Source organism: Furfurilactobacillus entadae (assembly GCF_045862745.1).
GTDB lineage: Bacteria > Bacillota > Bacilli > Lactobacillales > Lactobacillaceae > Furfurilactobacillus > Furfurilactobacillus entadae.
Map to the genome: position 1 here is coordinate 9920 of NZ_BQXN01000027.1, position 18350 is coordinate 28269.

The following is an 18350-nucleotide window of genomic DNA, read 5'->3' on the forward strand; positions in this document are numbered from 1 at the left end:
CTGCACATGTGAACTGAATCCATGGCAGGTGCACGACCCATGCAGTATGGGTGACTACAACCCGTGTAGTATGGGTGATTACTACCGATTATCGCTTGTCGTTATAGTAGCGGAAGGGAGCTGGTGCCCTGTGCATGCAACCCGTAGCTCAGTCGGTAGAGCATTTAAACAGTAGGTAACTCATGATTACCGAGAGGTCGCAGGTTCGAATCCTGCCGGTTGCATAGGCACATTTAGTGCCGAGACTTGTACAAGTTCCAGTAAAGTGGCTGCTAAGCGGTCGATCGCAAACAACGGCGATCTGGAAAACAGTTGTTGTCACCGTGGCGGAATAGGTAGACGCTAGGTCTGTATGATGCTCGGTTATATAGATACGATAGTTACTCTTAACTAATGTGAGGTGCAAATCCCTACCGGTGACATCGTGCGCTTTAAACTTAACCAATAAGGATGCAGGAACATCCAATGCGCAGTTAACATTATTAAACGGCCACCTTGTGTGGCATTACATAATAGGCGGTTAGTCATAACGACTGGCCGTTTTTTTGATGCGGCAGAAACGCAGAGGAGTACAGATGGTTAAGACGACAGGCAAGGACGAACAGAAAGATAAAATGACACCCGAAGAAGTAACTGCAATGGTTAAAGACAATATTAGTAAAGAGACCAATGCATTACTAGACCAGCTACACTGTTCGCTAAAACAGTTCGCTAAAGAGATTGGGACTACAAAACAAACAGTGCAACTGATTCTTGGCAATAACCATAAGCTCAAGCGTAATTGGTATGAGGCAGTTGAGATCAAACTTAAGGAGATTGCAGAAAAGAATGGGGCGAAACTCTCATGACTAAACGACATAACTAAGTTGAACAAAGCAGAGCGCGAGTGGCTATTACATTTTGTGTAACAACCTAAATTAACAGGAGGTGGCGATATGAAGCATAGACGACGTTGTTATCACACACAATCAGGCGTGAATTACCTAAGTAAAATTGAAGCATTGTACGGAAGTGGTGAGGCTATGTACTACCGTGAGGGTGATCCATACACACAGGTGTCACCACAGTATGTGAGAGCTGTGGAAGGATACCAACAGTTCAGGAAGTTCTATCAACCTAGATCGGTGATCAGCACATGCCGGTAATGAGAGTATGCAAGGCTGCTGGATGTCATAGGTCAGTGAGTGCGGATCAAGAGAACCCATACTGTAGTGAACATGCACAGTACTACCGTAAGCAACCAGTACACAAGAGTGCACAAGGTAAGCGTAGGTATAGTCAGTACAACAAGTATCGTCGAGATAAGGAAGCTAATGCTTTCTATCATGACAAACACTGGTCACACCTAAGCGTTCGACTAAAGCGAGAAGCATACTTCACCTGTGAATGTTGTGGTCATACCTATGACAAGTCAGGGTACCTAGTGGTTGATCACATTACGCCAAGACGAGTGGACAAGCGCAAGCAACTAGACACTGATAACCTGTGGGTCATCTGTAAGAGGTGTCACTATTGGAAAGGTGAATTAGAGAAAGAAATCTACAAACCTAAGGCGACATTTGAGAATCTAGATGCGTCAAAAAAATGGGACAAAGATAAATGTCAAAAATGGATTTTGCAAAAAGAATCTCATTCGAAATCCGGACGCTCGGATGAAAAAGGGGCCCGCCCCCTTAACTAAATGAGAGAGCTCACACATGTGCGTCTCGCTCTCTGAAAATGCAGTAATTAAAAACTTTTGAAATGGGGGTGCTCATACGGCTAATACACGACATGCTGGGCGAAAGAAAAACCTGTCTGTGACTGATAACACTAGAGCTGACCAGCGAAGGAAGGGAGAGGCCTTTAAGGACGCTCAAGACGAAATTAAAGACTTACAGCTAACACCACCGGCTTATTTAGACCGTGTTTCAAAACAGTTATGGCGAGAAATCGTTCCTGAATTGTCAAAGCTCGGTTTGCTGAAACAAGTCGATAAAGTAAACCTTGAATTGTACTGTCAAACGTATTCAATTTATCGAACAGCGGTTGATAGTCTTGTTGAAAACAACAACGGGTATGTTGTAAATGAGAGCGGTATTCCGATTAAGAAGGGTCCGCAAATCATGGTTATTAGCGACTGTGCAAGAACGCTAAAAGCACTTGGCGCTGATCTTGGATTGAACTTTGATTCCAGAGAAGAACAGGTAACGGTTGTTAGGGCGTCAGAAAATAAAATAACCAGACTACAAGAAGCAAAGAGGGCAATTGATGTTGGTGCACAAGTATAACTTTGTAGAAGTTGAAGATGTTAAGGATGCAGTGCAATCTGAAAAAGATAACTACAGTGCGTTGCTAACAGAGCATACAGACCCGGGGACTAAATATGCTTATGAGGTGTTGTTTTCAGATAAATATGTGACTGGCCGTGATGTTCAGCTTGCTTGTGTGCGCCATTTCCAAGACTTGCTGAGACAAGGACAAGAAGACTTCCCGTACATCTACGACCAGAAATGGGTTGACGCTATCGAGTGGTTTGCAAGAAGTATTCCTGATCCTACTGATACCAGTAAATTGATTGTTCCGATGGGCTGGCAATCATTCATATTGGATTCGTTGGTCGGTTGGCGAGGTATAGAAACCGGTAGTCGCTATCACACCGGTATTGTTTCTGTGGCGCGTGGTCAAGGCAAGACGTGGTTAGCCTCTATCCTGGTTAACTTTTATTATTTTATGATTGGGTGGAACGCTACTTCACAGGACTTTCTTATTGCTAGTTATGATAGCGATCATGCGAAGAAGTTATTTGACTATGTATCCCTGCAAGCGAAAACGATTATCAACATGCAAGACTTTTCTAAAGAAGCAAGGGAAAGAGATGTGTCTGCGCAATCCTATCAGGTCATTGGCAGAAACAACAAAAACATCATTCGTGTAGGATCGTCGCAGGCCGGCGGGTTCGATAGTAAACACAACCTGATTGCTGTCTACGATGAAATTGGCAACATGGATCCTAAATACAATGAATCAATCAACCAAATTACGTCTGGTCAGTCAAAACTTGCTAATCGCTTATTCCTTGAAATATCGACGGCTTATCCCAATGTAAAAGTTAAGTTTAAGTCTGATCAAGAGAGCACCAGAAAACTAATCGAAGATGATTCTTCACGGGATGGTGACAAAATATTTATGGTCATCTACGCACAAGATGATGAGAATGAGGTTTTTGAACCAACCACTTGGGAAAAATCGAATCCATTATTGGGACTATCTGGTCAACAAAAGCAATTAAGGCAGGCATTGATAGACTTGCGCGACAACCAGGAACGTGAAGGATCGTTAGCTTCGTTTGCCAATAAATCAATGAATATTTGGAGTCGCCAATTTCAAAATAGTTATCTTGGCTTGAGCACGATACGCAGCGGAATTGTAAAAGACTTTGATATTAATCGAAGAGATGTGTTTATCGGTTTTGACGCTAGTCAGGTCAATGACAATACATCATTTGGGTTCATATTTCCGTATCGGTCTAAGCAAGGTGATAAGTTCTTTGCTAAGCAGTACAGTTTCATTCCATTTGCTAGAGCTAAGTCAATTGAAGCTAAGAGCAAGCAAGATGGGCTAGATTACGTACAGCTTCAAGATCAGGGCTTTTGCGAAGTGACCAGGCAGCCCAGTGGCACCATTGACGAACAACAGGTTTGGGACTGGTTGGTTAATTTTGTTCGAACTAATGAATTGAACGTTAAAGCAGTAGTTGCAGACCCTAACTTGGCTTCGTGGTTCCTAAAGAAGGTGCAATATTATGAGCCAAAGTGGCCTTATTTCTCACTCGCACCAACTTCTTTTAATCTATCTGAACCGACAAAGGATTTTCAGGTTAGATTTATCAATGGCGATATAAAAGTTCTAAATGACCCGCTACTAATTGACGGATTGAATAATGCCATCATCAAAGAAGATAAAGGTGGCGCCATCAAGATTGATCGTCAGAATCGCACAAGTGATCACATCGATACGTCAGACGCCTTAATCAACGCCCATTCACAGGCTAAGTTCTTCTTTGAAGATTATCACGATGAAAATTACAATCCGTTAAATGACTTAAACAAAGCGGAACGGAAGCAGTATTTTAAATCAATGTTTGGAGGCTAGGAGGAAAGCATGGTAAAAACATTTTTTGAAATGTTAGCGAGTTTTTGGGCTAACTGGTTAGAAACAGTGCTATTTATTGGTGGGCTCACAATGATTGTCATTGCGGCCTATTTTTTTAACCTCATTGTCGGACTGTTTGCCACAGGATTAGCGATGGTGTTAGTGGCCAAAGCCCTGGTGCAAGAAAGGGGATGAGTTGAGTGGGGCTTGTGACACCAAATAATTATCATCGAAAAAAGGTCAGGGATATGGTTTATCCCAGCTCGGGAGGTGATTTCTACTGGTCAAGCGTGGGCGGAACACCGATTGCGTACGTAAATGCGGATAATGCTTTAAAAAACACCAATGTGTTTGCTGTTATTAACCGAATCGCGAGTGATGTCGCCTCTGCTCATTTTAAAACTGAAAATCATGCTGCACTTAATCGACTAGAGAGCCCAAGCAGGCTAATTAGTCGATTTTCTTTTTGGCAAAGCATTTTGATTCAGCTTTGCCTATCTGGTAATGCATATGTGCCGCTAATTGGCGGTAATTTAGAGCATTTACCGCCTGCTGATGTGCAACTGGACTATTTGCCAGGTAATACAGGCATAGTTTATTCAGTAATGGAGAATAATGAACGCCCAAAGCTAACACTAAGAGACGATCAAATGCTTCATTTTCGACTGATGCCAGACCCAGATTATCGCTTTTTGATTGGGCGATCCCCATTAGACAGTTTAGGTGATGCTTTGACGGTTGCCAAGAAGACGATGGATTCTAATTTAAAATCATTAAACAATCAAATTAATGCAGCTGGTAAATTAAAAATTACCGGCATGCTCAATGACGACTTAGATCCGTCTGATGCTCGTAACGCTTTCGAAGAAGCCAACGCAGGAGATAATGCAGGCCGACTAATGGTTTTGCCTGATGGATTTGATTATTCCGAGTTCCAGATGAAGGCTGACGTCTTTAAGGCATTGAATGAAAACGCCAGTTTCTCGGCTGATCAAATTTCAAAAGCGTTTGGTGTTCCCAGTGATATGTTGGGCGGTGGAACCTCAACCGAAAGCCAGCACAGCAACAGTGACCAAATAAAGGCACTGTACTTATCTAATTTAAATACGTACGTTCATCCAATCCTGGATGAGTTGAAACTGAAATTGCACGCCCCAGACCTTGATCTAGACATTAAGGACATGTTAGACGTAGATGATTCGACAATGATTGGTCAGATTAATGATTTAGTCACGTCAAAGGCGTTAAGCCCTAATCAGGCACAGTGGATGTTGCAACGCTCTGGCTTTTTGCCTAATGGTTTGCCAGAGTACGACGCAAATTGGGAAGGAGGGACAAAGAATGGCAATTAAAGTAAACGGCACGATTACAAATGATGATGATGCACCTATCTATCGTGATTGGTTTGGACAGACGGTTGTGTCACCCGCAGATGTAATCAACGAATTACCGGAAGATGGTTCAGATGTAGTTGTTGAAATTGCTTCAAATGGTGGTGAAGTGGACCCGGCAACAGCAATGTGCACTGCGTTACGTCAGTATTCAGGAAATGTAACCGTCCAAATTGTGGCTAATGCTTATTCAGCGGGCACAATTGTGGCTATGGGTGCGGATAAAGTTCAGATGGCTCCAGGAGCAAAAATGATGATTCATAACGCTTCTGGTGGTGCTGATGGCAATTATCACGACATGGAACATGCTTCTAATATGTTACAGGTCACCAATAAGGCAATCGCCAACATGTATGCAGCCAAAACTGGAAAACCAGCGCAGGACTGGTTAGATTTAATGGATCAAGAAAAATGGATAGATGCCAATGAAGCCATTGAGTTAGGGTTGGCGGACGAAATCCAGGATTTTGCACCAGTTACTAATTCAGTAGGGTCACTTAATGCTAGTTATCAGTCAGTACAAAAGATTAAGGCGTTAGTCGCCGAAAATACAAAACTAAAACAAACACAGAATCGCCAACCTAGTGCACACGAAAAACTCGTGCAAGCTAAGCTGGCTATTTTTAACGGAGGAATGTAACAAATGAATAAAGATCAATTACAGGCACTATTCAACAAGGTAAGCGCTAAGGCTTCAGATCTCAACGCACAAATGCAAGTAGCAATTCAATCAGACGATTTTGATGAAGCAAAGTTTACAAAAATGAATGATGAACTAACGGCCACTAAAGCGCGCCGTGACGCAATCGAAGATCAAATTAATTCGTTGCCAGCGCCTAAGCCGGTTAATCCAGAAACGGTTGATGAACATCCAGGCACAAAAATTCCAGGTTCTGGGCATATGACGACGATTGAACGCCAAAAGACTGGTATTAACGATTTTATTCATTCACACGGCACTAAGGTATCTGATGACGTTTCCGCGCAACGGGTTTCATCAAAAGAAGTTGGCGTGCTCATTCCGACACAGATCATCTATGATCCAACGGCCGAAGTAAATTCAGTCGTTGATCTGTCGTCATTGGTATCAAAGACCCCTGTAACCACGCCGAAGGGGACATATCCAATTTTGAAGCGTGCTACTGACCGTTTCTTGTCAGTTGAAGAATTAAAAGAAAATCCTACTCTTGCTGAACCAGAGTTTGATGAAATCGATTGGTCCGTTGCAACTTATCGTGGAGCAATTCCATTATCCGAGGAAGCCATTGCAGACACACAAGTTGATTTAACGGCATTAGTCGGTCAATCCATTAATGAAAAGTCAATCAACACGTATAACGCCATGATTGCGCCAGTTCTACAAGCCTTTATCGCAAAAAGCACGACCGCTGACACATTAGTCGATGATTTAAAGCACATTATCAATGTTGACTTGGATCCAGCGTATGCCAAGTCATTAGTTGTCACTCAATCTATGTTCAATACTTTAGACACCTTGAAGGATAAGAACGGCCGTTACTTATTACATGATGGCAATGATTCAATCACCGCAGGGACTTCAAAAGGTACTTTACTTGGTGTACCTGTGTTCGTTGTAGGTGACACATTGTTGGGTAGTGCTGCTGGTGATCAAAAGGCGTTTATCGGTGACTTGAAGCGGGCCGTATTGTTCACAGACCGGCAACAAGTGACCCTAGCTTGGGAAGAAAGCAAGGTTTATGGCCGGTATCTTGGTGCAGCCTTCCGGTTTGGTGTAGAGGCTGCTGATAAGAATGCAGGTTACTTTGTAACTGTCACTGCGCCAGCGAGCAAATAGTGCCGGTTCTAGCGAAGATGATGCAAAAGCTAGTAAATAATTAGGAGGTAGCAGCCATGGCTGATGAAGAAGCAATTGGCGTGACAGTTGCTAATATGCAGCAGTATTTAAACGTTGACGGAGATGACGAAATACTGCTGCAGTTAATCAATATGGCTGAGGAAGATGTTATGGGCGCAATAGATGACATGATTGACGTTAAAAAATATCGAAAATTTGAACGATTCAATCAAGCCGTCCGTGTGCTTGTAGACTTTACCTACTTTGGCCGTGGTGAGTTAACTACGACTGGCTTAGCGTATCCGCCAAGCTACCTTTATATGATTAATGGGATACGCTGGAAGATTCGGAGGCAAGAACGTGAAAATAGCGGTCAGCCGATTAAACAAAACAGTTAGTTTCGGTCATACTGAGCGTGTCGAAAATGATGGAAGCGGCGATTATGACATTGTTGTTGTTCCTGATTTTAAGGTGCATTGTGCCTTGTACAATCGCACGTTTGCTCAAGACTACCAGTTAATGGGGACTGAGCTTGAAGACACAATTGTATTGGCAGTAAGAAGTGACCAGCGAATTAATAAATCGTTAAAAGCAAGCTTTGATGGCAATGATTACGATTTGCCAGATGTGTCGAAAGATGCTTCAGGGATGCCGGTTGGTTACGACCTGGTCACTCTTAAATTGCGAAAGAAAGTCGGGTAACTAAATTGAGTTTGTCAGATGATTTGGAAGGCTTTATTAGCCAAGCCGAAAAGTTGATTCCTGATACAGCCACAAAGTCAAAAATGACCGGGGCCGGAGCGAAGGTTTTTGAAAGTGATCTGCGGAATGCTACAAAAGGCAAACATTATACCAATCATAAGGACGTCAAAGAACCACATTTAGCTGATGCCGTGATGAGCCAAAACACAGATATGGATGGCGAGAAAAATGGTTCTAGTGTGGTTGGTTTTGGCAGAAAAGCTTATATTGCTAGATTTCTGAACGATGGGACTAAGTCGATTCATGGCGATCACTTTGTTGACAATGCCCGAAGAGAGTCTGAACAAGCAATTTTCGAGGCTCAAAAACAGGTCTATGATGACGAAATTGGCGGTGACAAGTAATGGAATTGCCCGCAATTACTGGCGAAAATCTGATTAAATCAGCAAGTTTAGACTGGATTGATAATGTTTATCGCACTTCAATTCCCGATGACGTAATCGGGAACACCGATACTACAGACGTATTGGTAACAGAGTATTTAAACGAACCTGCACGATATGGTAACAGCCGATTCAAGGGCTGGTCCATTGGCGTTGAGGTTCAAGTTTTTTACAAAGACCACTTAGATCATGAATTTAACATGATGGGGGCAGAAATTGGATTGGCTAAACTATTTGAGAAAAATGGTTGGTCAGTCTCACAATCAAGAGACCACATCAAAGACCCAGACACCAGACAGATGTCGAAGGTCTTTTATTTTACAAAAAATTTGAATTTAACGGAGGAAGATTTACATGGCTAACGGAAGTACAAGTTTTCATGGTATTAAAGGGATCACCTTTGGGGTGAATGATGATTTGGGGATGCTAGTAACAGATCCATCAAAAGGCGGCGTTGGTACAGATGGTATTGAATTGGTCGATGGCGATGGTCAAGGTGCAACAACTGCCAACATCACTGGCCTTGAAGCAAAAGGCACGATCCAATGGGCTAACAACAAGGCTAAACGTGAATCACACGGTAAGTCGGCGCCAGAAGTAGCAATCACAATGCTTGATATGGGTCACAAATTGTTGCAGACACTTAAAGGCTATGACAGTGACGGAAAGGGTGGTTACACACTCCGGGGTGGCAACAAGCCGCACGTCGCGATGCTAATTTGTTCTACTGGTTTTGACGGTAATGACTACTACGAAGGCTTCGCCAACGGTGAATTGATTGAAGCGGGCCATAACCACGGTACTGATAACGCAAATGAAACGGATGCAAATACTACGTTAAGCTATGCAGCGTTAACACCATTAAAAGATGATGTATTTCTTGACAGCAAAGGTAATCAACAACCATTCAAGACTTGGTCATCTGCTGAAGAAGGGTTCGACAAAGCAGCAATGTACGCAGAGGTCTTTGGTGGCTACGTATTAAAAGCTGGAACAAAGACTGATAGTGGTGCATCAAACACAGATACAACCACGGTTCACTAGTAGAAAATAGACAGAGACGACTTGATATGAGACGAAAGTAGGACGCTATTAGGCGCTTTTAGTAAATAAGGAGATTTGGACCGTATGACAATTAAATTAAAAGCAAAAGAGATCGGCATTAATAAGCTTATCGAAGTAAAACCAACCATTTCTGTAGTCGATATGGCAGACGAAATGATGATTAAACTTTTACAAATGGATGAAGACGATGCCCGTGAAGAAGTTGAGGAAGCGAAAAAAGAGAAAGACAAGAAAGAACTAACACCAGAGGAGCAAAAATCCTTAGATAAAAAAGATCGGTTAAACATGGTTAAATCAATTCAGAAAGAACGCGATTTTACCAAGGAATCCTTCGATTTTCTTCAAACTACTCTGAAACTGACAGATAAACAGGTCGATCATGCCAAAGAATCAATTGAATTTGATGGCTTAGGTGAGTATTTGATGTACGTCATTGGTCGTATTAAGGGCCGTTCTGATGCTGATTTCGAACTTGACAAGAAGGTTGAAGCTGAAAAGGCTAAGTCTGAAGACCCAAAAAAAGGTTAGCCCGTTTACATCAAGCCATCAAAGAACTAAAAAACGAGCACGAGGATATGGGCTTGTTAAAGAAACGGTTACTTTTTGAATCAGGCGTTACGCCGAACGCTATCGATGATGAAGATTATTTCAAATTTATGGAAGTCTTGGCGGCCAAAGAGCGTGATGAACGCCCAGTTGATCCAGCCGATGCGTTTAAACAAATGAACGGAGGTGCGTAGTTGGTAAAAGTTCAAAATGAAATGGCGACAAAGATCGCTATAGACACTGTCAGTGCTACTAGCAGTATGAGCGGGCTAACTAATGCTGTTCGTTCCGGTATAAATGCATGGAAGGCTGATGAAGTCGCTTTAAAATCTGTTGGCGACAGTATGGGCGCGGCTCAAGCTAAATTTGATGGCCTGGGCAATGTAATTGATCTTCAAAAGAAAAAGATTGATGAGCTGCGTACTCGTCAAGAAGGCTTAGACACTGCTAACAGACAAGATGCTGAAACGTACCTTAAACTTCAAAATCAGATCGACGGTGCTACACGGCAGTTAGCTTCATATGAAGCACAGCAAAACCGTTCTAAACAATCTCTGGAGTATTACACCAGCGGATTATCAGATTTGCAACGTGGCTATAAAATGGCGTCCGAGGCGTCAGAAGCACACGTCAATCGATTGATAGCAGAAGGCCGTGCGTCGGATGCTGAAAAAGAAAAGCTGAACGGTCTTAACTCTGCGATGAAGAATCTGACTGAGCAGCAGAAGCTTCAAGAAATTGAATTAGAAAAAATTGCTCATGAATCAGGCACTTCAAGCGAGGCATACAGTCGGCAGAAAATTCGGATTGATGAGACTGCTAAAGCGTACGCTGAAGCGAAAAGCTCCGCTAAATCTCTTGAAGAAACTATTTCTCATGAACCTACAACATGGTTCGGCAAAGCTCGGGTTAGTCTGGCTAATTTCCGGGGTGAATCACAAAAAGCCGAAAAATCTTCTAGTCGGCTTGGCGATATTATCAAAGGGTCCTTTGTGGGTACTGCGCTAACCAATGGCTTAAGCACAGTTACATCTGGGCTTAAAAACATGGTTAGTGAAGGGCTTCAATTTGCAGAAGCTGGCGAGAAAAACCAGGTAGCTTGGAAACAAATGGGTCTAAGCGCCGGTGATATTAAATATCTGACAATGGAGGTTGGTGAACTTAAAAAGGCCACGGGTTTTGCTGGCGGCGAAATTACTGCGCTGCAGAAGAAGTTTTATGGGATGACCCAATCGGAGGGCCTCACTGAAAACTTAACCCGTGGTGTTACAGCATTAGCCGTTGCGTCTGGTAAGGGTGCAGATAGCGCAGATGCGGTTGCTTCATCAATGCGCAAAATAAATGCGAGTGGGAAGTTAACTAGCCAAAGCTATCAAAAATTGATTCAGCAAGTTCCGGCTCTGCCGGGCAAACTATCCGAAGCCTTGGGCATGACCAAGGACCAATTGGACAAAGCTGTTGCAGATGGATCAATCAGTAGCCAAAAATTCCAAGATGCAATCGTTAAAATTGGTGCTACTTCCGGCAAGACTTTCCAGGAGTTCGGAAAAACTTCTGACGGTGCTATTGCCCAGTTCAAAGGGAGCTGGCAATCCATTGAATCGGCTACTGCTAAACCAATTGTTGACGTTAAATCAAGTGGAATCGAATCTTTAACCAAGGTGATGAACTCTAAAGAAACGCAAAATATGTTTACTAATTTTGGTAAGGGTATAGCAGGAATGGCCGACGCGGCCGGCAAAGCGTTAGGGTATATTTCTGCACATCAAAAGGACATCGGCGGTGTTATTGGTAGTTTGACGACAATTACTAAATTGTTGTTCGACGGCGCTTGGGAGGTAGTGGCCGGTGTTGTTAGTGGAATTGCTGGTGCATTTGATAAGATGGCTGGCAAAAGTAAGAGTGCACACGATCCACTAAAGAACATCGCTGAGGCTTTGGGATCAATTTCTAAGCATAGCGGGGCCATTAAAGCACTGGGCGGCATGATTTTGGGTGTAGTAGCAGCCGTAAAAATCTGGACAGCCGCTCAAGCAGCCCTAAATTTTGTCTTAAATGCTAACCCGATTGGGCTAATTGTAACAGCAATTGGGCTGTTGTCTCTGGGTTTGTTCGAGTTGTATAAGCACAACAAAAAGTTCCGTGACGTTGTTAATGGCATTGGTAAAATTGTGTCTAAGGTTTTTGGTGGAGTGGTTAAAGTTGTCAAAGGTGCATTTAGTTCCATCGGCAAGTTGTTTACCGGTAAATATGGTTGGGAAAAATCAATTGGCAAGAAGTTCGGTGCCGTTGGCGATACAACCAAAAAAGGTATGTCTAACCTGGGCAAACACGTTCATGACGGGCTGTCTTTAGCCGGTAAATTCTTTACCGGGGATCTCGGCTGGGAAAAAGCAATAAGTAAGCAGCTTAGTAACGTTGGTAAGTCTTTTCAAAAAGGCTGGAAATCATTTACTAATATAGTTGGTAAGCTATTTAAGGGACTAGGCAAGGCTATGATTATCGCCATTGCGTTTCCTGTTGGCCTAGCAATGATTCTGTTAAAGCCGCTTGTTAAGATCTTTAGCAACGTCATTAGCGAGATCGGTAAATGGTGGTCGAAGAACATCAGCAAACCGTTTGAAGATGGTTTTAAGAAGGTTGGTAAGTCAGTTGGAGGCTGGTGGAGCAGTAATATTTCTAAACCCGTAAGCAAGGGTCTGGGAGACATCGGCCACAGCATTTCCGATGGATGGAGTTCATGGAATAAAACTCAAGAATCTTGGGCCAAGGGTATGTACAAGTATTGGCAGAGCCATTGGGACAACATGAACAAAAACCTTGGTGCCAAATGGAATGACATGACCACAACCACTGGTAAATGGTATGACAATACAAACAAATCATTCGGTAACTGGTCAAGCAACTTTAAAAAGAGTTGGGGCAGCCATTGGGACAATGTGAAGTCATCTTTGAGTGATCATTGGAACGATATGTATAACAACAGTGATGTTTTTGGAAAGTCGTTACATGGATGGCTAGATACGTTTACAAGCACCTTTCAGAAAAATTGGAAAGGCTTTGGAGACGCCATTGGTGACATTTGGAGCTCTGCCTGGAAAAGTATTAAGAATATTGCACACGACGCTATGAAAGGCGTTGTTGATATTATTAACACCGGTATTAATGGGATTGATGATGTTATTCATCTGTTTGGGGGCGATGCCAAAGCAATTTCCCCAATTAAATTTGCTAACGGTACAGCTAATGGTCGAGTTACACACAACATGATCGCCATGTTGAACGATGGACACGATAGTCCTGAAACCGGCAATAAAGAAATGATCGTTAAAGCCGATGGCCGTAAACAAATTGTCCAGGGTCAAGATGTATTGGCACCGCTAGAAGCTGGTGATGCTGTTGTTAAAGCCAGCGATACTCGGGATTATATGTACGCACAGGGTGTTCATCATTTTGCCGATGGTACAGGGCTTTGGGATAGCATTAAGTCATCTGTCGGTGGGGCAGCCAACTGGGTTGGTGATAAGGTCGGTGATGTCGAGAAGTGGATCGGCGACAAGACTAAAGCCGTTACCGAGTTCTTTAAAAATCCAGTTAAGAAGGTCACAGAGGTATTTGACCATTATATTAGCGGATTTAAGAAGATGGCACCTTTTACAGATGCCTTTGCTCCATCTGGCGGTCATTACATTATTAAGCAAGGTGAGAGCTGGTTCAAAAAATTGTTCGACAAGCTAAACTCTGAAGGTGGTGACGGTGATTCACCAAAGGGGGCTTTGCCTAAGGATAAATTTGCAGACATTGCTAATCATGCCGCTGACTTAATGCACCAGTCGTTGTCAGGACACGATATTGACCGATTGTACTGGCAGGCATGGGATGAATCGAATGTTGATCCTGCAACTGGTGGAGGAGTTGATGATCATGACGGTTCTGGATTACCCTACGGATTATTTCAATACAAGCTTGGAACCTGGAAGACTTGGGCCGTTAACGGCCACGCAAATATTCATTCTGCTTTAGATCAAATCATGGCCGTACTAAATGATTCTAATTGGCGAGGAGATTTAGCGCCAATTGGAACGCGACGTGGATGGGGCCCAAGTGGGCATAGGATGATGGCTAATGGTGGGTTTATCTCACAAAATCAAATGATTGAAGTTGCTGAAGGAAACAAAAAAGAGGCTATTATTCCGATGGATATAACTAAGCGAAGCAGAGCAAATCAGTTATTGATGGAAGTCTTGGGAATGTTCGCTAGTGAAGACCAGCAAAACGATTATCACGGGTCGAAAGAACGAAATGATGATGCAAATCAAGATACTGCTGTGGTAAAGCTCATGCAGAAAAACAATACGCTATTAGAGCAAAACAATACACTAACAAATACGTTAATTAGTATTGTTCGCGCATTGGGAATCGATATGCCTAGTCTTGCCAATCACATGAGCAATTACCAAGCACTACGAGATTTTCAAGGGTCTTAGAAAGGTTGATTAAATGGAATTAGGACATTTGTTTATTCAGAAAAGAGGGCAGCCAGAGATTGATCTGGCGACTGCTGTTGATAATATTGACGTGCTAAAAGTTGATGTTGGATCACCACAGATCACACCACAGTATTTAACAATTGCAGGATCAGATGGTGAACAAATTCAAACGGTAAACTACAATCCGTCTTTGATTACGGCCCATCTTAATATTGAATCTGGATCGGCCGAGGACTTTAATGTAGCGATGGACGACGTTTACAGACTGCTTATGTCACGGGAGCTAGTTAGGATACGCGACGGTGTTGAGCCCTTTAAATGTGCGTATGTTATTCCCAAACCATTCGACGTATCACAAGCAGATGGCATGTATGATACGGCTTTCGATATTCAGTTTGATAATCCATATGGATTTCGGTTTAGTTTGAAAAATTCAGATGATATTTTTAGCCAAGATGAGCTTATAGGGCTGGGAATGCACTTGCCTTTGCGAGAAGTTCCTTTCAACTTTTTGAGCAATAATTTTAACGTTTACAATCCCAGTGATGTAGCCATTGATCCTTACGTAAATCGTCATCAACTTAGAATTACAGTTAAAGGCAGTGGAGCATTTACACTAACGAACACAACTAATAACACCAGTATTCAATGTAAACACGTTTTAACGGGTACAGACACGTTCGTGCTTGATGGTGTTCGATCGTATTTAAATGGTAATTCAATTGGATCAGAAACAGATTTTGGACACTTGCAACTTGAACAAGGAAACAATCAGATTGCGATGACAGGCTTGAACAATCCAAACGTGACGTTTAGTTTTCCGTTTATTTATTTGCGATGAACACAAAAGATAAAATCGTTATTCAGGACTCTAAACGCCTGTACACAGAGATCTTGGCTAACGTTGATTTTGATAGTTTTGAAAAAACATGGCAAAAAAACAGTGAACTTCAACTCGACTTTACGGCTTATGATGATTCATCAATAGCTTTTGATTTATTAGAGGTAGAGAGCTCTGTTTGGTATGACAGCCAAGAATACATCACTAAACAGGTTACGGATGACTTTAAAGACGGCCAACGGATTAAGACGGTGACTGCTACACACGTCTTTTATCAGTTGAATTACCGACGGCAACGGAATAAAAAGGATGGCGCTCAATCGTATTCCATTAATTCTGCACTAGATTTTCTGTTGGACGGTATAAACACTGGTTTTTCTTATCAAATTCACGGTGATTTTGGTGACCAAACGTTAACTGACTTTGGCAACTGTTCTCTAAGCGACGGATTGAGTACCATTATGGAAAACTTCCACGTCTACGCATATTACCCCGACAACTACGTTATTAATATTTACGACGAAAAGAATTTTACGCAGGATACTGATAACGTCTTTAGATATCGGAATAATACAGAAGAAGTTCAAATGCAGTACGATTCAACAACCATTGTAAATACTGTGATGGCCTCATCATCAGTTACGCGCGATGTAACAAATACAACGACGACCGGGGGCAATGGGCAGGATAAGATTGAAGCCATGATTAACTGGGGCGAACAGCAGAAAGGCGCCAGTTATTCAATGGCTGCTAGAACGGGGCCAAACTCGTTCGATTGTTCTGGATTTGTTTGGTCGTGCATGAAGGCAGCGGGTTTTAGTGTCTTAAATTATGCTTGGGCAACGCCTTACATGGATAGCGATGTTACTGGTGCACATACCTACCTTGATCAAGTTGATTTGAATGATGCGCAACGCGGCGATGTAGTTGTTACCGGTGGAGCGAGTGGTGGCGGTGCAAATGGGCACACTTTTATCTTGTTAGAGAAGTTTCACGGTGACGACACAAAGGTATTACAGTGCTCATATCCAGTGGGGGTGAATGACACTGGAACTTATAAATATGCCTCTGTTGACGGTCAAGTAGTAGTTGGACGACCTAAGGGAGTGACTGAATCTAGTACAGAATCAGAAACAACACAGGTTCCCGTATTCGATCCCTTTATTGTTGTAAACGATGACAGCGTTACACGGTGGGGTGAACGTGATGGAGATGATGTTAGTTCTGATTCAATTGATAATCCTGATGCCATGAAGGCCTACGCACTTAGTCAGATGCAAAGTGAACCGAGTTCAACGATTACGTTAACGCTGGCAAGTAGTGAGGTCCCTAACCCCGGCGACAAGTGGACGTTGCAAGTGTTGGCAGCTGATTATCAAACAACTGTTGAAACCGTTGCAATTCAATCATTTCCGTTTAGTCGTAAACCAGCACAAATAACTCTCAATAATTTACGTCGCAATTTTTTTGATAGTCTGTCAGCCAATCAAAGACAGATTACCAGTATTAAGGATGGGTTAGTGAAAATTAAAGACAGTACAAACGAAGCTCTCTATACTAACGCGATGATCACAGATCAAGATACTATCCAGGCGTTGCAAGAAATGGGAGGTGGATCGTAATGTCAATGAGCGTGCAAGAAGCCGTTAAAATTTTGGTTCCGTTACTTTGGGACACGAAAACTCATAAAGCTAGAGTTTACACGAAGGGTGAAGTAGATGCGTTAATTAAGCAGGTTACGGCCTCTATTCCTTCCAATTCAGTAACCATTGATGATGTTAAGAATGCCATCAATAACGCAATTGGTAAGATCGTATTTCCAGTGACTACTTGGGCCAGTATTCCAGATAAGCCAGATTTAGCCATTAAAGCAGATGTAGCTACCGCAGTCGGTGCAGTCAAAGTACCTGATGTGAGCGGTTTGGCCAAACAGTCAGACCTTGCATTAACCCAGAAGTACGGGTTGCCAATCAACTACTGGATTAACAAAACGCAGACAGTCGGAAAGTCATTAGATTCTAGTGGCCTGCCTACCGTCGTTAACGCTAAGGCAATCACATCTGATTTGATTGCCTACGATTCAACGGCGCAATTAGTTTGTGTTGGCTGGGGTGCTGAACCTAACGACCAGCTGACTGTGGCTTACTTTGACGCCAACAAAAAGTTTTTAAGCTCTACAATTTGGACCATCACGGCTAAAGGCACCGGTGATCGCCCCCGCTCAATTATCGAGTTTTATAAATATGCAGTTGCTTCCACAGCCTACATTCGGATTAGTTGCGGGTACAGTAATTCACCACAATGCATGGTGGTTAGTGCTGTGTTTGAGCAACACGATTTTGTGCCAGCGTTAGCCGATTTGGAAGACAACCAGTACCCGATCGTGACGGATTTATCTTCAAACGTTACGCCATTTAATGCCAATTGGCAGGTTGGCAGTCCTGTTGTGGAAGAGGTTCGATTGTCAGCTAATAGTGGCTATTTAAAGGTCAACGCAACGATCTTAAGCGCAAGCGAACAAGCAGCCAATATTCAATGGGACGCCGTTAATATCAATGGCATTGTTGGAACGCCTAAGCTTCCGGTTGATAAAGTGGTCGGTATTGGTGTGAGCCAAGTAAACGCCGGGGTTGGCAACGTGGTGATGTCTGGTTTAGTTACGGGCGGTGTGACGTTAGGTGCCACATACATGTTTAGTGTTAGTGGCAATTTTCCACGTGCGTTAGATGCGCGGATACCACTTAAATACTAGAGAGGAGGTATAGTTACGACATTACTTGAGCAAACGCAACAGTATTCCTATTTAGCAATGACGTTCGATGAAATCAAATGGCCTGCTCCGACAATCAGTCATTTAATCGCTTCGAATAATGGGGTCAACTGGACTGAGTTAAAGCAGTATGATTTTGGCTGGCGTGATCC

The 18350-nt window shown here is 42.8% G+C and carries 19 protein-coding genes and 1 tRNA gene; all 20 read left to right on the top strand.

Going from position 1 to position 18350, the window contains the following annotated elements:
- The first annotated feature begins 136 nt into the window (after window positions 1-136).
- A tRNA-OTHER gene (locus ACKTR5_RS10050) sits at window positions 137-224 on the top strand.
- Window positions 225-575: 351 nt separating this feature from the next.
- The gene (locus ACKTR5_RS10055) at window positions 576-848 is read left to right on the top strand and encodes a hypothetical protein (protein WP_407881231.1); all 273 of its coding nucleotides are present in this window, start codon (window positions 576-578) and stop codon (window positions 846-848) included.
- A gap of 296 nt (window positions 849-1144) precedes the next feature.
- Window positions 1145-1681: an HNH endonuclease gene (locus ACKTR5_RS10060; RefSeq protein WP_407881261.1), complete on the top strand. Its 537-nt coding sequence runs from the start codon at window positions 1145-1147 to the stop codon at window positions 1679-1681.
- A 118-nt stretch (window positions 1682-1799) separates the two neighbouring features.
- On the top strand, window positions 1800-2270 hold the full coding sequence (locus ACKTR5_RS10065; RefSeq protein ID WP_407881233.1) for a phage terminase small subunit P27 family: 471 nt from the start codon (window positions 1800-1802) through the stop codon (window positions 2268-2270).
- A complete protein-coding gene (locus tag ACKTR5_RS10070) occupies window positions 2257-4134 on the top strand; it encodes a terminase TerL endonuclease subunit (protein ID WP_407881262.1) in 1878 nt (625 codons plus the stop codon). Before ACKTR5_RS10065 ends, ACKTR5_RS10070 begins: the two co-directional genes overlap by 14 nt.
- 9 nt (window positions 4135-4143) lie before the next feature.
- Window positions 4144-4329, top strand: coding sequence for a hypothetical protein (locus tag ACKTR5_RS10075; protein ID WP_407881235.1), 186 nt, complete (start codon window positions 4144-4146; stop codon window positions 4327-4329).
- A gap of 5 nt (window positions 4330-4334) precedes the next feature.
- The gene (locus tag ACKTR5_RS10080; RefSeq protein WP_407881236.1) at window positions 4335-5486 is read left to right on the top strand and encodes a phage portal protein; all 1152 of its coding nucleotides are present in this window, start codon (window positions 4335-4337) and stop codon (window positions 5484-5486) included.
- Window positions 5476-6165: a head maturation protease, ClpP-related gene (locus tag ACKTR5_RS10085; RefSeq protein WP_407881238.1), complete on the top strand. Its 690-nt coding sequence runs from the start codon at window positions 5476-5478 to the stop codon at window positions 6163-6165. Before ACKTR5_RS10080 ends, ACKTR5_RS10085 begins: the two co-directional genes overlap by 11 nt.
- Before the next feature lie 3 nt (window positions 6166-6168).
- Window positions 6169-7341, top strand: coding sequence for a phage major capsid protein (locus ACKTR5_RS10090; RefSeq protein WP_407881240.1), 1173 nt, complete (start codon window positions 6169-6171; stop codon window positions 7339-7341).
- A 56-nt stretch (window positions 7342-7397) separates the two neighbouring features.
- The gene (locus ACKTR5_RS10095; protein ID WP_407881242.1) at window positions 7398-7739 is read left to right on the top strand and encodes a head-tail connector protein; all 342 of its coding nucleotides are present in this window, start codon (window positions 7398-7400) and stop codon (window positions 7737-7739) included.
- Window positions 7702-8043 (top strand): phage head closure protein, encoded by a 342-nt coding sequence (locus ACKTR5_RS10100; RefSeq protein WP_407881244.1) that lies wholly within the window; start codon window positions 7702-7704, stop codon window positions 8041-8043. The genes ACKTR5_RS10095 and ACKTR5_RS10100 overlap by 38 nt, the downstream gene beginning before the upstream one ends.
- 5 nt (window positions 8044-8048) lie before the next feature.
- On the top strand, window positions 8049-8447 hold the full coding sequence (locus ACKTR5_RS10105) for an HK97-gp10 family putative phage morphogenesis protein (protein WP_407881245.1): 399 nt from the start codon (window positions 8049-8051) through the stop codon (window positions 8445-8447).
- Entirely contained in the window at window positions 8447-8848 is a 402-nt protein-coding gene (locus tag ACKTR5_RS10110; RefSeq protein WP_407881247.1) for a DUF806 family protein, read from the top strand. Before ACKTR5_RS10105 ends, ACKTR5_RS10110 begins: the two co-directional genes overlap by 1 nt.
- Entirely contained in the window at window positions 8841-9530 is a 690-nt protein-coding gene (locus ACKTR5_RS10115) for a phage tail protein (RefSeq protein ID WP_407881248.1), read from the top strand. Before ACKTR5_RS10110 ends, ACKTR5_RS10115 begins: the two co-directional genes overlap by 8 nt.
- A gap of 84 nt (window positions 9531-9614) precedes the next feature.
- Window positions 9615-10079 carry a phage tail tube assembly chaperone gene (locus tag ACKTR5_RS10120; RefSeq protein WP_407881249.1) on the top strand — a complete coding sequence of 155 codons (465 nt, stop codon included), beginning with the start codon at window positions 9615-9617 and terminating at the stop codon, window positions 10077-10079.
- Between the two features lie 53 nt (window positions 10080-10132).
- A complete protein-coding gene (locus ACKTR5_RS10125; RefSeq protein ID WP_407881250.1) occupies window positions 10133-10291 on the top strand; it encodes a hypothetical protein in 159 nt (52 codons plus the stop codon).
- Window positions 10292-14584 (top strand): tape measure protein, encoded by a 4293-nt coding sequence (locus tag ACKTR5_RS10130; protein WP_407881252.1) that lies wholly within the window; start codon window positions 10292-10294, stop codon window positions 14582-14584.
- Between the two features lie 13 nt (window positions 14585-14597).
- Window positions 14598-15428 carry a phage tail domain-containing protein gene (locus ACKTR5_RS10135; RefSeq protein WP_407881254.1) on the top strand — a complete coding sequence of 277 codons (831 nt, stop codon included), beginning with the start codon at window positions 14598-14600 and terminating at the stop codon, window positions 15426-15428.
- Entirely contained in the window at window positions 15425-17050 is a 1626-nt protein-coding gene (locus ACKTR5_RS10140; RefSeq protein WP_407881256.1) for a phage tail protein, read from the top strand. Before ACKTR5_RS10135 ends, ACKTR5_RS10140 begins: the two co-directional genes overlap by 4 nt.
- Window positions 17050-18180: a hypothetical protein gene (locus tag ACKTR5_RS10145; protein WP_407881258.1), complete on the top strand. Its 1131-nt coding sequence runs from the start codon at window positions 17050-17052 to the stop codon at window positions 18178-18180. The genes ACKTR5_RS10140 and ACKTR5_RS10145 overlap by 1 nt, the downstream gene beginning before the upstream one ends.
- Window positions 18181-18350 lie beyond the last annotated feature (170 nt).

Bases quoted from the DNA above. Each gene is read 5' to 3' on its own strand.
- ACKTR5_RS10055 (WP_407881231.1), top strand. From the start codon at position 576: ATGGTTAAGACGACAGGCAAGGACGAACAGAAAGATAAAATGACACCC.
- ACKTR5_RS10060 (WP_407881261.1), top strand. From the start codon at position 1,145: ATGAGAGTATGCAAGGCTGCTGGATGTCATAGGTCAGTGAGTGCGGAT.
- ACKTR5_RS10075 (WP_407881235.1), top strand. From the start codon at position 4,144: ATGGTAAAAACATTTTTTGAAATGTTAGCGAGTTTTTGGGCTAACTGG.
- ACKTR5_RS10085 (WP_407881238.1), top strand. From the start codon at position 5,476: ATGGCAATTAAAGTAAACGGCACGATTACAAATGATGATGATGCACCT.
- ACKTR5_RS10090 (WP_407881240.1), top strand. From the start codon at position 6,169: ATGAATAAAGATCAATTACAGGCACTATTCAACAAGGTAAGCGCTAAG.
- ACKTR5_RS10095 (WP_407881242.1), top strand. From the start codon at position 7,398: ATGGCTGATGAAGAAGCAATTGGCGTGACAGTTGCTAATATGCAGCAG.
- ACKTR5_RS10110 (WP_407881247.1), top strand. From the start codon at position 8,447: ATGGAATTGCCCGCAATTACTGGCGAAAATCTGATTAAATCAGCAAGT.
- ACKTR5_RS10115 (WP_407881248.1), top strand. From the start codon at position 8,841: ATGGCTAACGGAAGTACAAGTTTTCATGGTATTAAAGGGATCACCTTT.
- ACKTR5_RS10120 (WP_407881249.1), top strand. From the start codon at position 9,615: ATGACAATTAAATTAAAAGCAAAAGAGATCGGCATTAATAAGCTTATC.
- ACKTR5_RS10135 (WP_407881254.1), top strand. From the start codon at position 14,598: ATGGAATTAGGACATTTGTTTATTCAGAAAAGAGGGCAGCCAGAGATT.
- ACKTR5_RS10140 (WP_407881256.1), top strand. From the start codon at position 15,425: ATGAACACAAAAGATAAAATCGTTATTCAGGACTCTAAACGCCTGTAC.
- ACKTR5_RS10145 (WP_407881258.1), top strand. From the start codon at position 17,050: ATGTCAATGAGCGTGCAAGAAGCCGTTAAAATTTTGGTTCCGTTACTT.